Annotated in this window: 12 protein-coding genes; 9 read left to right on the top strand and 3 right to left on the bottom strand. The window is 61.1% G+C overall.

Going from position 1 to position 14,812, the window contains the following annotated elements:
• Window positions 1–86: 86 nt before the first annotated feature.
• Window positions 87–1,571 (bottom strand): NCS1 family nucleobase:cation symporter-1, encoded by a 1,485-nt coding sequence (locus BM321_RS03905; RefSeq protein ID WP_092441588.1) that lies wholly within the window; start codon window positions 1,569–1,571, stop codon window positions 87–89.
• 608 nt (window positions 1,572–2,179) lie between these two features.
• Here BM321_RS03905 and hydA point away from each other — a divergent pair.
• From hydA to preA, 3 genes are all read left to right on the top strand, one after another.
• The gene (gene hydA, locus BM321_RS03900) at window positions 2,180–3,619 is read left to right on the top strand and encodes a dihydropyrimidinase (protein ID WP_092441587.1); all 1,440 of its coding nucleotides are present in this window, start codon (window positions 2,180–2,182) and stop codon (window positions 3,617–3,619) included.
• A gap of 182 nt (window positions 3,620–3,801) precedes the next feature.
• A complete protein-coding gene (locus BM321_RS03895) occupies window positions 3,802–5,169 on the top strand; it encodes an NAD(P)-dependent oxidoreductase (protein WP_092441586.1) in 1,368 nt (455 codons plus the stop codon).
• The gene (gene preA, locus BM321_RS03890; protein ID WP_092441585.1) at window positions 5,170–6,444 is read left to right on the top strand and encodes an NAD-dependent dihydropyrimidine dehydrogenase subunit PreA; all 1,275 of its coding nucleotides are present in this window, start codon (window positions 5,170–5,172) and stop codon (window positions 6,442–6,444) included.
• Window positions 6,445–6,587: 143 nt separating this feature from the next.
• Here preA and BM321_RS03885 read toward each other — a convergent pair whose 3' ends face one another.
• A complete protein-coding gene (locus BM321_RS03885; RefSeq protein ID WP_060741719.1) occupies window positions 6,588–7,208 on the bottom strand; it encodes a TetR/AcrR family transcriptional regulator in 621 nt (206 codons plus the stop codon).
• Window positions 7,209–7,476: 268 nt separating this feature from the next.
• The gene (locus tag BM321_RS03880) at window positions 7,477–7,812 is read right to left on the bottom strand and encodes a DUF6124 family protein (RefSeq protein WP_072341965.1); all 336 of its coding nucleotides are present in this window, start codon (window positions 7,810–7,812) and stop codon (window positions 7,477–7,479) included.
• A 793-nt stretch (window positions 7,813–8,605) separates the two neighbouring features.
• Here BM321_RS03880 and BM321_RS03875 point away from each other — a divergent pair.
• The 6 genes from BM321_RS03875 to BM321_RS03850 all read left to right on the top strand — a co-directional run bounded on the left by BM321_RS03875 (window position 8,606) and on the right by BM321_RS03850 (window position 14,730).
• The gene (locus BM321_RS03875) at window positions 8,606–9,907 is read left to right on the top strand and encodes an OprD family porin (RefSeq protein ID WP_092441584.1); all 1,302 of its coding nucleotides are present in this window, start codon (window positions 8,606–8,608) and stop codon (window positions 9,905–9,907) included.
• Window positions 9,908–10,052: 145 nt separating this feature from the next.
• Window positions 10,053–10,874 (top strand): NAD-dependent epimerase/dehydratase family protein, encoded by an 822-nt coding sequence (locus BM321_RS03870; RefSeq protein ID WP_092196517.1) that lies wholly within the window; start codon window positions 10,053–10,055, stop codon window positions 10,872–10,874.
• A gap of 42 nt (window positions 10,875–10,916) precedes the next feature.
• Entirely contained in the window at window positions 10,917–11,822 is a 906-nt protein-coding gene (locus BM321_RS03865) for an SMP-30/gluconolactonase/LRE family protein (RefSeq protein WP_092441583.1), read from the top strand.
• A gap of 56 nt (window positions 11,823–11,878) precedes the next feature.
• The gene (locus BM321_RS03860) at window positions 11,879–12,847 is read left to right on the top strand and encodes a TRAP transporter substrate-binding protein (RefSeq protein WP_092441582.1); all 969 of its coding nucleotides are present in this window, start codon (window positions 11,879–11,881) and stop codon (window positions 12,845–12,847) included.
• Between the two features lie 75 nt (window positions 12,848–12,922).
• On the top strand, window positions 12,923–13,450 hold the full coding sequence (locus tag BM321_RS03855) for a TRAP transporter small permease (protein WP_092441581.1): 528 nt from the start codon (window positions 12,923–12,925) through the stop codon (window positions 13,448–13,450).
• Window positions 13,450–14,730, top strand: a complete 1,281-nt coding sequence (locus BM321_RS03850) for a TRAP transporter large permease (RefSeq protein WP_072411600.1) — start codon at window positions 13,450–13,452, stop codon at window positions 14,728–14,730. Before BM321_RS03855 ends, BM321_RS03850 begins: the two co-directional genes overlap by 1 nt.
• Window positions 14,731–14,812: the final 82 nt, after the last annotated feature.

Genomic DNA, 14,812 nt, shown 5'->3' with positions numbered 1-14,812 from the left:
GAATGCGGTGGGTCAGTCAACATCAATTTTGGCTGATACACCGCATTCGCGAGCAAGCCCGCTCCCACAGGAACCGCATTCATCTGTTATTGCAGAGGTGACTTGGCGACAGCCGGGCTGGCCCCCTGCAGACTGCACAGCCCGTAATAAATCACCCCGCCCAGCGCCGAGCCGGTGAACCAGCCGTAGCTGTAGAACCAGCTGAACGCATCGCTGCCCAGGGCCAACAGTGTCAGCACCACCGGCACACCAAAGGCGATGAAGCCGTTCCAGTTCCACGCCGGGTAAATGTCGTCGCGGTACAACCCGGCCAGGTCCAGTTGCTGTTTCTTGATCAGGAAATAATCCACCACCATGATCCCGGCAATCGGCCCCAGCAGGCTGGAATAACCCAGCAACCAATTGGAATAGACCGACTCGAGGCTGACCTCGGAGACGATCAGGCCGAGTTTCTTCAACAGTTCGTGGGCCATCAGCGCCAGCCCCACCAGCCCGGTGAGCATCACGGCCTTGGTGCGGCCGATCAGTTTCGGCGCCAGGTTCTGGAAGTCGTTGGTGGGGGAAACGATGTTGGCGGCGGTGTTGGTCGACAGCGTGGCGACGATGATCAGCACCATGGCCAGCGCCACCCATACCGGGCTCTGAATGTGCCCGATCAAGGTCACCGGGTCGGAGACGGTCACCCCCACCAGCTTTTCCGAGGCGGCGGTCATGACCACGCCGAGGGAGGCGAACAGGAACATGGTCAACGGCAGGCCGATGATCTGCCCCACGACTTGGTCTTTCTGGCTCTTGGCATACCGGCTGAAGTCCGGAATGTTCAACGACAGGGTGGCCCAGAAACCGACCATGGCCGTCAGCCCGGCGAGGAAATAGCCGGTCACCCCGGCGCCTTCGGGCCGCTTGGCCGGGACCGCCATCAGTTCAGTCAATGAAACGTTGGGCAATGCCCACACCAACAGTCCGACGCCCACCAGCACCAGCAGGGGCGCAGACAAGGTTTCCAGCCATTTGATCGACTCGGCTCCGCGCAACACCACCCACAGGTTGATGACCCAGAACACCATGAAGCCGATCACTTCGCCGGTGCCGCCCAGGCTCTTCCAGCCGTCGAACACCGAGCCGAGAAACAGGTGGATCGCCAGCCCGCCGAACATCGTCTGGATGCCGAACCAGCCGCACGCCACCAGGGCGCGGATCAGGCACGGTACGTTGGAACCGATGACCCCAAAGGACGAGCGCAAGAGAACCGGAAACGGAATGCCGTACTTGGTCCCGGCGAAGGCGTTCAGGGTCAGGGGGATCAGCACGATGATGTTGGCAAACAGAATTGCCAGCAGCGCCTCGCCCACCGTCAGGCCGAAATAGGCGGTGAGCACGCCGCCGAGGGTGTAGGTCGGCACGCAGATCGCCATGCCCACCCACAGTGCGGTGATGTGCCATTTGTTCCAGGTTCGCTCGTGCACCTTGGTCGGCGCGATGTCGTGGTTATAACGGGGGCTGTCGAGGACGTCGCTGCCGGCCTCAAGCTCGAACAATCCATCGCGCTCGGTCACTGTTGATCTGGTCATGTCCGCTCCACTGTTTTCATTATTTTTGCTCATCGACGGGCGATGGCCGGAGTACTTGCACGCGTGCTACCGACCACCCCGCCAGACCCACGACGGCACTCAATAACCGTGCCGGATAATGCGCCGAGCTGACCGGATGATCGATATAACCCTTTCAACCTTTTGATGTTTAACGTTTTAAAGCCACGTTATTGCCTTGTTTCACTTCCTGCCTACCGCCCTAGAGGCTAGATGACCTTCGCGCCCTGTCGAGTGAGGGATTCAAAGTGGTGCACCCCGGATCGACGGGAAGTGTCTAGGCCGTACTTGCAACGCTTTCAAGCCGCTGATTTACCATGACAAATCTCGCTCAAATAACGATCCTGTCAAGTGCGTCAAAATGGTGAGCAGGCTCACCATTTTGGTGAATTTATAATTTAATCCTTAAATTTCAATAATTTAATTAACTAATAAGCTTATAAAAAATAATCTTGCTCATTTCATAAACTCCAGCTAGCGTCTAATCCTGACAGTTGTGACAAGAATATAAACCGGCACGACTTTACCTACCGTGATCGATAAAACATAAAGAACCGGCAACAGTCGGTCATGCCTGCGAGGAACTCGGAATGTCTCTGTTGATCCGTGGCGCCACCGTTATTACCCATGATGAAAGTTATCGCGCCGATGTGTTTTGCGCCGACGGCGTGATCAAGGCCATCGGCGACAACCTGGATGTTCCCGCCGCTGTCGAAGTGCTCGACGGCAGCGGTCAATACCTGATGCCCGGCGGCATCGATCCCCATACGCATATGCAATTGCCGTTCATGGGCACGGTCGCCAGTGAAGACTTCTTCAGCGGCACGGCGGCGGGTCTCGCCGGCGGCACCACCTCGATCATCGACTTCGTGATTCCCAACCCCCAACAGTCGCTGATGGAAGCCTTTCATCAATGGCGGGGCTGGGCCGAGAAAAGCGCCAGTGACTACGGTTTCCACGTGGCGATCACCTGGTGGAGCGAACAGGTGCGCGAAGAAATGGCCGAGCTGGTCAGCCATCACGGGGTGAACAGCTTCAAGCATTTCATGGCCTACAAGAATGCAATCATGGCCGCCGACGACACCTTGGTGGCGAGCTTCGAGCGCTGCCTGGAATTGGGCGCGGTGCCCACCGTGCACGCCGAGAATGGCGAACTGGTCTACCACCTGCAACGCAAGCTGCTGGCCCAGGGCATCACCGGCCCCGAAGCCCATCCGTTGTCACGCCCTTCCCAAGTGGAAGGCGAAGCCGCGAGCCGCGCCATCCGCATCGCCGAAACCCTGGGCACGCCGCTGTACCTGGTGCACGTGTCCACCAAGGAAGCCCTGGACGAAATCACCTACGCCCGCAGCAAGGGCCAACCGGTCTACGGTGAAGTACTGGCCGGGCATCTGCTGCTGGACGACAGTGTTTATCGCAATCCCGACTGGCAGACCGCCGCCGGCTACGTGATGAGCCCGCCCTTCCGCCCACGCGGGCATCAAGAGGCACTCTGGCACGGCTTGCAGTCCGGCAACCTGCACACCACCGCCACCGACCACTGCTGCTTCTGCGCCGAACAGAAGGCCGCCGGGCGTGACGACTTCAGCAAGATCCCCAACGGCACCGCCGGAATCGAAGACCGCATGGCGGTGCTCTGGGACGAGGGGGTCAATAGCGGCAAATTGTCGATGCAGGACTTCGTCGCCCTCACCTCCACCAACACCGCGAAAATCTTCAACCTCTACCCACACAAGGGGGCGATCCGCGTCGGCGCCGATGCGGACCTGGTGCTCTGGGATCCCCAGGGCAGCCGCACGATCTCAGCCAAGACCCACCACCAGCAAGTGGACTTCAACATCTTCGAAGGCAAGACCGTGCGCGGCGTGCCCAGCCACACCATCAGCCAGGGTCGGCTGGTGTGGGCCGACGGCGACCTGCGGGCCGAGCGCGGCGCCGGGCGCTACATCGAACGGCCGGCGTACCCGGCGGTGTTCGATTTGCTGAGCAAGCGGGCGGAGTTGAATAAGCCAACCGCCGTGAAACGCTGAAATCCAGGCCTTCGGCCTTCGCGAGCAAGCCCGCTCCCACATTGGATCTGGGATAGACGCAGATATGTGGTATGCCGCAAATCCCTTGTGGGAGCGGGCTTGCCCGCGAAGGCGCCAGTCCAGACACCGAAAAAACCACTGCCCACCAGAGGCAGCACCTCAAACACCGTGAGGCCCACTCCATGATCCAGCCCTTGAGTCACCTCCCCCATTCCCAGGAAGACCCGGCCACCCTCGCCGCCCGCTTCAGCGACCTGGCGCCGCCGCTCAACGCGCGCCAGGCCCACCTGGAAGCGTCTCGCTGCCTGTACTGCTACGACGCACCCTGCGTGAACGCCTGCCCGAGCGAAATCGACATTCCCTCGTTCATTCGCAACATCCACCAGGACAACGTCCAAGGCGCGGCCCAGAAAATTCTTTCGGCCAACATCCTCGGCGGCAGTTGCGCCCGGGTCTGCCCCACGGAGGTGCTGTGCCAGCAAGCCTGCGTGCGCAACAACGCCCATGAATGCGCGCCGGTGTTGATCGGCTCGCTGCAACGCTACGCGGTGGACAATGCGCACTTCAGCGAACACCCATTCAAGCGTGCCGCCGCCACAGGCAAGCGCATCGCGGTGGTCGGGGCCGGGCCGGCGGGGCTGGCATGTGCGCACCGCAGCGCGATGCATGGCCATGACGTGGTGATTTTCGAAGCCCGGGACAAGGCCGGCGGCCTCAACGAATACGGGATCGCCAAGTACAAACTGGTGGACGATTACGCCCAGCGCGAGCTGGATTTCCTGCTGGGCATCGGCGGCATCGAAATCCGTCACGGCCAGAAACTCGGCGAGAACCTGAGCCTGAGCGACCTGCACCAGCAGTTCGACGCAGTGTTCCTCGGCCTCGGCCTGGCCGCCAGCAAACAACTGGGCCTGAGCGACGAACAGGCGCCGGGGCTGCTGGCCGCCACCGAGTACATCCGCGAACTGCGCCAGGCCGACGACCTCAGCCAGTTGCCCCTGGCCGACCGTTGCATCGTGCTCGGTGCCGGCAACACCGCCATCGACATGGCCGTGCAGATGGCTCGCCTCGGCGCCCGGGACGTCAGCCTGGTCTACCGTCGTGGCCTTGAGGACATGGGGGCCACCTTGCATGAGCAAGACATCGCCAAGGCCAATCAGGTGCGTCTGCTGACCTGGGCCCAACCGCAACGGGTGTTGCTCGATGATGCCGGGCATGTGCGCGGCATGCGCTTTTCCCGGACCCATCTGGAAAACGGTCGACTGGTCATCGGGGCCGAGACCTTCGACCTGGCCGCCGACGCCGTTTTCAAAGCCATCGGCCAAGCCTTCGATGACAACGCACTGGTGGATCCACTGGCCCGGGAGCTCAAGCGCCAGGACGGGCGAATTCTGGTGGACGAACACCTGCGCACCAGTGTTCCCGGTGTCTACGCCGGCGGCGATTGCACCAGCCTGGACCAGGACCTCACCGTGCAGGCCGTGCAGCACGGCAAGCTCGCCGCCGAGGCGATCAACGCTCAACTGATGCTTAACGTGGAGGCTGCGTAAATGGCCGATCTGTCGATTGTCTTCGCCGGCATCAAAGCACCCAACCCGTTCTGGCTGGCCTCCGCGCCACCCACCGACAAGGCCTACAACGTGGTCCGCGCCTTCGAGGCCGGCTGGGGTGGCGTGGTCTGGAAAACCCTCGGTGAGGATCCAGCGGCCGTGAATGTGTCCTCGCGTTATTCGGCCCACTACGGTGCCAATCGCGAGGTCTTGGGCATCAACAACATCGAGCTGATCACCGACCGTTCCCTGGAGATCAACCTGCGGGAAATCACCCAGGTGAAAAAGAACTGGCCGGACCGGGCGTTGATCGTGTCGCTGATGGTGCCCTGCGTCGAAGAATCCTGGAAACGCATCCTGCCCCTGGTGGAAGCCACCGGCGCCGACGGCATCGAACTGAACTTCGGCTGCCCCCACGGCATGCCGGAACGCGGCATGGGCGCGGCGGTCGGCCAGGTGCCAGAATACGTCGAGCAAGTGACCCGCTGGTGCAAGACCTATTGCTCGCTGCCGGTGATCGTCAAGCTCACGCCGAACATCACCGACATCCGCGTCGCCGCACGGGCGGCTCATCGGGGCGGTGCGGACGCGGTGTCGTTGATCAACACCATCAACTCCATCACCAGCGTCGACCTGGACCGCATGGTCGCCCTGCCCAGCGTCGGCAGCCAGAGCACCCATGGCGGTTACTGCGGTTCGGCGGTCAAGCCCATCGCCTTGAACATGGTCGCCGAAATCGCCCGCGACCCGCAGACCCAAGGTCTGCCGATCTGCGGCATCGGCGGCATCGGCAGCTGGCGCGACGCGGCGGAATTCATCGCCCTGGGCAGCGGCGCTGTGCAGGTCTGCACGGCGGCGATGCTGCATGGTTTCCGCATTGTGGAGGAGATGAAGGACGGCCTGTCACGCTGGATGGACAGTCAAGGTCACGCCAATCTGCAAGCATTCTCCGGTCGCGCAGTGGGCAACACCACTGACTGGAAGTACCTGGACATCAACTACCAGGTCATCGCCAAGATCGACCAGGAGGCCTGCATCGGTTGCGGGCGCTGCCACATCGCCTGCGAAGACACCTCACACCAGGCCATCGCCAGCCTCAAGCAGGCGGACGGTACGCGTAAATATGAAGTGATCGATGAAGAGTGCGTGGGTTGCAACCTGTGCCAGATCACCTGCCCGGTGCAGGACTGCATCGAAATGGTGACGGTGGACACCGGCAAGCCGTTTCTGGATTGGAACCATGATCCGCGCAATCCCTATCATGTCGCGGTTTGAGGACTGAGGTGCCTGGACTGGCGCCATCGCGAGCAAGCTCGCTCCCACAGTGGATCGTGTCGTTCACAGATGTTGTGTACACCCGAGATCCAGTGTGGGAGCGAGCTTGCTCGCGATGAGGCCATCAGCTTCACCACGACACCTCAAGGCTCCAACCCGATCCCCCGCAGAATCACACCGGTCACCGTCTGCACCGCCCGTTCGAATTGCATGTCGGACAGCGGCTGGTGGTCGTTGAGGATATTGATCTGGTGGTCGAAGTCGGCGTAGTGCTGGGTCGAGGCCCAGATCATGTAGAGCAGGCTCGAGGGCTCCACCGGGAGGATGCGTTTGTCCTCCACCCACTGGCGGATTTTCGCTTCCTTCATCTTGGCCCAGTCATAGAGACTGGCGTCCAGCGCCTGGCCCAGGGTCGGGGCACCGTGGATGATTTCGTTGGCCCAGACCTTGGAGCCGTAGGGCCGGCTGCGGGAGTGGTTCATCTTGGCGCGGATGTAGCTGCTGAGCACCACCCGCGGGTCGTCGAACATTTCGAAGCACAAGGCATCCTGTTTCCACACCTCCAGCAGATCGAACAGCACGGCGCTGTACAGTTCGCTCTTGGTGCTGAAGTAGTAATGCAGGTTGGAACGCGGCAATTGCACTTCGGCGGCGATGTCGGCCATGGCGGTGCTGCCGAAGCCTTTCTCGGCAAAGACCTTCTCGGCGGCCAACAGGATTTTCTCGACGTTACTGCGACGAATCTCGATCTTGTGATTGCCCATGAGGGCTCCCTGGCAACAGCGTTGCTCAAGACTAGCATCCGCCCACTTTCGAAAACACTGGGGACTCGCTCCCTATTTGACCGTGCATGCTCAGGCGGATGTACACAGTGCCCCTGTGGCGAGGGAGCTTGCTCCCGCTCGGCTGCGCAGCAGTCGTAAAACCGGCTGGAGCGGTGTTCCTGGAAGAACCGCGTCAGTTCATTTTGGGGCTGCTGCGCAGCCCAGCGGGAGCAAGCTCCCTCGCCACAGGGGGGGGGTGGTGAGCCGGCTAGCGTGCTTCGACGTTATCCAGCGCGCGGTTCGCCAGCAGTCCGCTCAGTTCAATCAATTGTTGGATGCCCAGGGCGATGTGACGCCTGGGACCTTCCAGGTCGAAGGCCAGGTCATTGACCATGGCATTGGCCGAGGCCAGGTTTTCGCTGAGGTTGGCGAGCAGGGTTTCGGTGTCGACGCCATGGGCGACGGTGAACAGTTGGCCGGGATCGGCCTCGGGTTTGCCGGGTTTGGGCTTGAGGTAGGCGTCGAGGATGCGGTCGGCGGTTTTGTCGAATTTTTTTGAGTTGGCTGGATCGGTGTCCGGCGGGTTGGGAGTTACTTTGAACATAGTTGAAGCTCCGATGCTGTAGAAGGGAGCCAACACCCTCTCGCTACCAAACGAATTAGGGTGGCGGCCATACGAAGGTTGGTAGACCGGGCATCGGAGCCGGCGCCTCCGAAGAGACCCTGCGCATGGCCACCAAAAAGCGAAGTGCGTGATTGCACTCGCAAGAGATGACGCTATGCACCGACAGCCCGGGCTACCAAACCCGATCACTGATTCAATCAGTGACCCGGAAACGATAAAACCCGACCGCAAGGCGCACAAGCCGGCGGATTCTGGCGCAGGTGTAGGCAATGGCGCAAGACGACGTAGCCCGATCCAGAACGTTCCTACATCTGAATAAACACGGTTTCCCTGATGGACTGGAAGCCTGGGTTAACAAAACACCTGTGGCGAGGGAGCTTGCTCCCGCTGGGTGGCGAAGCCGCCCCCAAAAATTGTGCTGAAACAAAGAACTTGGGGCTGCTGCGCAGCCCAGCGGGAGCAAGCTCCCTCGCCACAAGAGACCTCACCGTCAATTAGATCGTGGGCATTCGACTAATGTCTTAGACCAGTCATCGCACAACCAAGCACCCTCCCCACTATCCTCAAACCACAGATCTGCCCGGCGCTACGCCTGGGATCTTAACCTCGTCCAACAACAGCCATTGAAACGCCTCATCTTGAAGCACAGCCGAGTTGGACAATTCCGATAATGGCCAGTTGACAATGAGCAGTCGCTTCCAAATAATCCCTCAAATGTTGTACGACGACGTATGACAAAAATAAAAACAACAAAAAAGTAGGGAGCGTCAAAGTGAGCACACGTGTCCGTTTTTCGCCCGACCAACGTCCAAACCGCCATACCCTTCTCAACACCAGCCCCGCCCTGATCCTGTTCGGTTGCAGCGGCCTTGCCGCCTTTCTACCAACGGCCGCCAGCGCCGAAGGCTTCGTCGATGACGCCAAGGCGACGCTGAACCTGCGCAACGCCTACTTCAACCGCAACTTCACCAACCCGAACAACGCCCAGGGCAAGGCCGAAGAGTGGACCCAGAACTTCATCCTCGACGCCAAGTCCGGCTTCACCCAGGGCGTGGTCGGTTTCGGCGTGGACGTGCTGGGCCTGTACTCGGTGAAACTCGACGGCGGCCGTGGCACGGCGGGCACGCAATTGCTGCCGGTGCATGACGACGGTCGCCCGGCCGACGACTTCGGCCGTTTGGGCGTGGCCCTGAAGGCCAAGGTGTCGAAGACCGAATTGAAGGTTGGCGAGTGGATGCCGGTGCTGCCGATCCTGCGTTCCGACGACGGCCGCTCCCTGCCGCAAACCTTCCGTGGCGGCCAGGTGACCTCCACCGAAATCAACGGCCTGAGCCTCTACGGCGGCCAGTTCCGTGGCAACAGCCCGCGCAATGACGCGAGCATGGAAGACATGTCCATGAACGGCCGCGGTGCGTTCACCTCCGACCGTTTCAATTTCGGTGGCGGTGAATACGCCTTTAATGAAAAACGCACCCAGGTCGGTGTCTGGTACGCGGAACTGTCCGACATCTATCAGCAGCAATATTTCAACCTGACCCACAGCCAGCCCATCGGCGACTGGACTTTGGGCGCCAACCTCGGTTACTTCATCGGCAAGGAAGACGGCAGCGCCCTGGCCGGCGACCTGGACAACAAAACCGCGTTCGCCATGCTCTCGGCCAAATACGGCGGCAACACCTTCTACGTCGGCCTGCAGAAAGTCGGCGGCGATGACGCCTGGATGCGCGTCAACGGCACCAGCGGCGGCACCCTAGCCAACGACAGCTACAACTCCAGCTACGACAACGCCAAGGAAAAATCCTGGCAACTGCGCCACGACTTCAACTTCGCCGCCGTCGGCGTGCCGGGCCTGACCCTGATGAACCGCTACATCAGCGGTGACAACGTGCACACCGCCACGGTCGACGATGGCAAGGAGTGGGGACGGGAAAGTGAGCTGGCCTACACCGTGCAGAGCGGCGCGTTGAAGAGCCTCAACGTGAAGTGGCGTAACTCGACAATGCGCCGGGATTTCAGCACCAACGAGTTCGATGAGAACCGTATTTTCATCAGCTATCCGATCAGTTTGTTGTAAGGCGGTTGGGTGGGTCTGCTGGTGAGGGGGCGGCTGGGCTGGCGCCTTCGCGAGCAGGCTCGCTCCCACAAGGAAAGGTCACCCTGTGCCCGCGGTCATATGGCCTATACAACGGATATCACTCACTGTTTGCTCAGGTAATGCCATGACGACGACACCGATTCGCCAACCCCTCAATCGCCTGCTGCTGACCGGCGCCGCCGGCGGCCTGGGCAAAGTCCTGCGCGAGCGCCTCAAGCCTTTCGCCCGTCACATCCGGCTGTCGGACATCGCCAACATGGCCCCGGCCATCGATGAAAGCGAAGAAGTGGTGCCGTGTGACCTGTCCGATAAACAGGCCGTGCACCGATTGGTGGAAGGCGTCGACGCCATCCTGCATTTCGGGGGTGTTTCGGTCGAACGCCCATTCGAAGAAATCCTGGGCGCCAATATCAGCGGCGTTTTCCACATTTACGAAGCGGCGCGCAAGCACGGCGTCAAGCGTGTGATCTTCGCCAGCTCCAACCACGTCATCGGCTTCTACAAGCAGGACGAGGCCCTCGACGCCCTCTCCCCTCGCCGTCCGGATGGCTACTACGGCCTGTCCAAGTCCTACGGCGAAGACGTCGCCAGTTTCTACTTCGATCGCTACGGCATCGAGACCGTGAGCATCCGCATCGGCTCCTCGTTCGCCGAGCCACAGAACCGCCGGATGATGAGCACCTGGCTGAGCTTCGACGACCTCACCCAACTGATCGAATGCTCGCTCTACACGCCAAAGGTCGGCCACACCGTGGTCTATGGCGTGTCCGCCAACCGTGACGTCTGGTGGGACAACAGCCACGCCGCGCACCTGGGTTACCAACCCAAGGACACTTCCGAGATTTTCCGCGACAAGATCGAAGCCCAGCCAATGCCGGCCGCCGATGACCCGGCCAGGATCTACCAGGGCGGTGCCTTCGTAGCGGCCGGCCCGTTCGACGACTGATTGGCCTGTTTCCATGGGATACGAACGTACAAAGGAATCACCATGCAAGCCGAATTGATTGTCGATGCACGCAACGCCGTCGGGGAGAGCCCGGTGTGGGTTCCCGAGGAAAACGCCCTGTATTGGGTGAACATCCCCAGCGGTGGCCTGCAACGCTGGAATGCCAGCAGCGGAAAAATCCAGGGCTGGGAAGCCCCCGAAATGCTTGCCTGCATCGCCCGTCACCAGGACGGCGGCTGGGTCGCGGGCATGGAAAGCGGTTTCTTCCGCCTGCACCCCCATGACGACGGCAGCCTGGACAGCGAACGCTGTGCGAGCGTCGAGCACAGCCGCGTCGACATGCGCCTCAACGATGGCCGTTGCGACCGCCAGGGCCGCTTCTGGGCCGGCAGCATGGTGCTGAACATGGCCGCCAACGCCGACGAAGGCCGGATGTACCGGTATGAAGCCGGGCAACGCAGCCCGGTCGAGGCGCAACTGAGCGGTTTCATCGTGCCCAACGGCCTGGGATTCAGCCCGGACGGGCGGACGATGTACCTCTCCGATTCACACCCGTTGGTCCAGCAGATCTGGGCGTTCGATTACGACATCGACAGCGGTACCCCATCCAACCGGCGGCTGTTCGTCGACATGCTGCCCCTGGCCGGTCGCCCGGACGGCGCGGCAGTCGACGCCGACGGTTGCTACTGGATCTGCGCCAATGACGCCGGGCTGATTCACCGGTTCACCCCGGATGGACGTCTCGACCGCTCACTGGAGGTACCGGTAAAAAAACCCACCATGTGCGCCTTTGGCGGCAGCCGTCTGGACACCCTCTTCGTCACCTCGATCCGCCCCGGCGACGACAACGACCCACAGTCCCTGGCCGGGGGCGTGTTCGCCCTCAAGCCTGGCGTCAAGGGCCTGGCCGAACCCGCTTTTGGAGGGTTGAAGCACTCCGCGAACTGACCTGCTGTGCCGCTTCATTGGATGAGCCATAAAAACAACAACACTGGAGATGGACCATGAATTTCAAACGCACGCTTTTGATCGCAGCCCTGCCCCTGGCCTTCCTGGCCCAGGCGGCCCATGCCCTTGAACTCAAGATCGCCGACATCCATCCCAAGGGCTATCCCACCGTGATGGCCGAAGAAAGCATGGGCAATACCCTGACCAAAGAGACCAACGGCGAGCTGACCTTCAAATACTTCCCAGGCGGTGTATTGGGTTCCGAGAAGGAAGTCATCGAGCAGATGCAAGTCGGCGCGATACAGATGTCCCGGGTCAGCCTGGGCATCGTCGGTCCAGTGGTGCCGGATGTGAACGTGTTCAACATGCCGTTCATCTTCCGCGACCAGGCCCACATGCGCGCCGTCATCGACGGTGATGTGGGCGATGCGATCCTCGACCGGATCACCAATTCCGAGTTCGGCCTGGTGGCCCTGGCCTGGATGGACGGCGGCACGCGCAACATCTACACCAAGAAGCCGGTGCGCAAGCTCGAAGACCTCAAGGGCATGAAGATCCGTGTGCAAGGCAACCCGATGTTCATCGAGATGATGAACGCCATGGGCGCCAACGGTATCGCGATGGACACCGGTGAAATCTTCAGCGCCCTGCAGACCGGCGTGATCGACGGCGCGGAAAACAACCCGCCGACCCTGCTCGAACACAACCACTACCAAAACGCCAAGTACTACAGCCTCACCGGACACCTGATCCTGCCAGAGCCGATCGTGATGTCGAAAATCACTTGGGAGAAACTGACCCCGGATCAACAGGCGTTGGTCAGGAAGGCCGCCAAGGCTGCCCAGGCCGAAGAACGCGCGCTGTGGGACCAGAAGTCCGCCGCCAGCGAAGAAAAACTCAAGGCGGCGGGTGTCGAGTTCATCACGGTCGACAAAAAACCCTTCTACGACGCCACCGCACCGGTACGAGCCAAGTACGGCGCGCCCTATGCCGACCTGATCAAGCGTATCGAAGCCGTTCAGTAATGCCTCCCGTTCTGTACTCATGAAAAGGCCCGGCACGCCTGATGCCCAAGGCGTGCCCGGTTACGGTGGAACCCGATGAAGAATTTGCTGCTGCGTATCAACGATAAGATCTACATGACGTGCATCTGGGTTGCCGGCCTTTCCGTCCTGGCGATTTCCCTGATGATTCCCTGGGGCGTGTTCGCCCGCTACGTGCTGGGTTCCGGCTCGAGCTGGCCCGAGCCCACGGCGATCCTGCTGATGATGGTGTTCACCTTCATTGGTGCCGCCGCCAGTTACCGCGCCGGTGCGCACATGGCCGTGGCCATGGTCACCGACCGCATGCCACCGCACCTGAAATCCGCGGCGTCGATTCTTTCCCAATTGCTCATGGCCCTGATCTGCATCTTCATGACGGTCTGGGGCTTCAAGCTGTGCATGTCCACCTGGAACCAGTTCATGGCTTCCCTGCCCGGCCTGCGAGTTGGCGTGACCTATTTGCCGATTCCCCTGGGCGGCTTGCTGACGCTGGTTTTCGTCCTGGAAAAACTCTTGCTCGGTGACCAGAGCAAACGGCGGGTCGTGCAGTTCGACCTGGTTGAAGAAAGTGAAGGTGCCGCTTAATGGACGCTCTGATTCTGCTGGGCAGTTTTATCGTGTTGATCCTGATCGGCATGCCGGTCGCCTACGCCTTGGGCGCCGCCGCCCTGATCGGTGCGTGGTGGATCGACATCCCGTTCCAGGCCGTGATGATCCAGGTGGCGGGCGGGGTGAACAAGTTCTCCCTGCTGGCCATTCCGTTCTTCGTGCTGGCCGGTGCGATCATGGCCGAGGGCGGCATGTCCCGCCGCTTGGTGGCGTGTGCCGGGGTGCTGGTGGGTTTTGTGCGTGGTGGCCTGTCACTGGTCAACATCGTGGCCTCGACCTTCTTCGGTGCGATCTCCGGTTCGTCGGTGGCCGACACCGCGTCGGTGGGCTCGGTGCTGATTCCGGAAATGGAACGCAAGGGCTATCCGCGAGACTTTTCCACCGCCGTGACCGTCAGCGGTTCGGTGCAAGCCCTGCTCACCCCGCCAAGCCATAACTCGGTGCTCTACTCCCTGGCCGCCGGCGGCACGGTCTCGATTGCCTCGCTGTTCATGGCGGGCATCGTGCCGGGCTTGCTGATGAGCGCGTGCCTGATGGTGTTGTGCCTGATCTTCGCGAAAAAGCGCAACTACCCCAAGGGCGAAGTGATCCCGATGCGCCAGGCGTTGAAAATCGTCGGCGAAGCCCTGTGGGGCCTGATGGCGATGGTGATCATCCTTGGCGGCATCCTGTCGGGCATCTTCACCGCCACCGAATCGGCGGCCATCGCGGTGCTGTGGTCGTTCTTCGTGACCATGTTCATCTACCGCGACTACAAGTGGCGTGAACTGCCGAAGCTGATGCACCGCACCGTGCGCACCATCTCCATCGTGATGATCCTGATCGGCTTCGCCGCCAGTTTCGGCTACATCATGACGCTGATGCAGATCCCGGCGAAGATCACCACGATGTTCCTGACCCTGTCGGACAACCGCTACGTGATCCTGATGTGCATCAACGTGATGTTGCTGTTGTTGGGCACCGTGATGGACATGGCGCCGCTGATCCTGATCCTGACGCCGATCCTGATGCCGGTTATCGTCGGCATCGGCGTGGACCCGGTGCAGTTCGGCATGATCATGCTGGTGAACCTGGGCATCGGGCTGATCACGCCGCCCGTGGGGGCGGTGCTGTTCGTCGGCTCCGCCATCGGCAAGGTCAGCATCGAAGCCACTGTCAAGGCGCTGCTGCCGTTCTACGCCGTGCTGTTCCTGGTGCTGATGCTCGTGACCTACGTGCCAGCCCTGTCGCTGTGGTTGCCGCACCTGGTGTTGTAAGAATGACAAATCCCCTGTGATCAGGGGATTTATCTGTGGCAGAGATTATCTGTGGCGAGGGGATTTATCCCCTCGCCACAAC

Source organism: Pseudomonas sp. NFIX10 (genome assembly GCF_900111955.1).
Classification (GTDB): Bacteria; Pseudomonadota; Gammaproteobacteria; order Pseudomonadales; family Pseudomonadaceae; genus Aquipseudomonas; species Aquipseudomonas fluorescens_AA.
Note: the sequence above shows the minus strand (reverse complement) of the source record. Positions and strands in the feature narration are given on the sequence as shown.

What these genes read in the sequence shown, in the direction of transcription:
- BM321_RS03905 (WP_092441588.1), bottom strand. Translation starts at nt 1,571, where the DNA reads ATGACCAGATCAACAGTGACCGAGCGCGATGGATTGTTCGAGCTTGAG.
- hydA (WP_092441587.1), top strand. Translation starts at nt 2,180, where the DNA reads ATGTCTCTGTTGATCCGTGGCGCCACCGTTATTACCCATGATGAAAGT.
- BM321_RS03895 (WP_092441586.1), top strand. Translation starts at nt 3,802, where the DNA reads ATGATCCAGCCCTTGAGTCACCTCCCCCATTCCCAGGAAGACCCGGCC.
- preA (WP_092441585.1), top strand. Translation starts at nt 5,170, where the DNA reads ATGGCCGATCTGTCGATTGTCTTCGCCGGCATCAAAGCACCCAACCCG.
- BM321_RS03885 (WP_060741719.1), bottom strand. Translation starts at nt 7,208, where the DNA reads ATGGGCAATCACAAGATCGAGATTCGTCGCAGTAACGTCGAGAAAATC.
- BM321_RS03880 (WP_072341965.1), bottom strand. Translation starts at nt 7,812, where the DNA reads ATGTTCAAAGTAACTCCCAACCCGCCGGACACCGATCCAGCCAACTCA.
- BM321_RS03870 (WP_092196517.1), top strand. Translation starts at nt 10,053, where the DNA reads ATGACGACGACACCGATTCGCCAACCCCTCAATCGCCTGCTGCTGACC.
- BM321_RS03865 (WP_092441583.1), top strand. Translation starts at nt 10,917, where the DNA reads ATGCAAGCCGAATTGATTGTCGATGCACGCAACGCCGTCGGGGAGAGC.
- BM321_RS03860 (WP_092441582.1), top strand. Translation starts at nt 11,879, where the DNA reads ATGAATTTCAAACGCACGCTTTTGATCGCAGCCCTGCCCCTGGCCTTC.
- BM321_RS03855 (WP_092441581.1), top strand. Translation starts at nt 12,923, where the DNA reads ATGAAGAATTTGCTGCTGCGTATCAACGATAAGATCTACATGACGTGC.
- BM321_RS03850 (WP_072411600.1), top strand. Translation starts at nt 13,450, where the DNA reads ATGGACGCTCTGATTCTGCTGGGCAGTTTTATCGTGTTGATCCTGATC.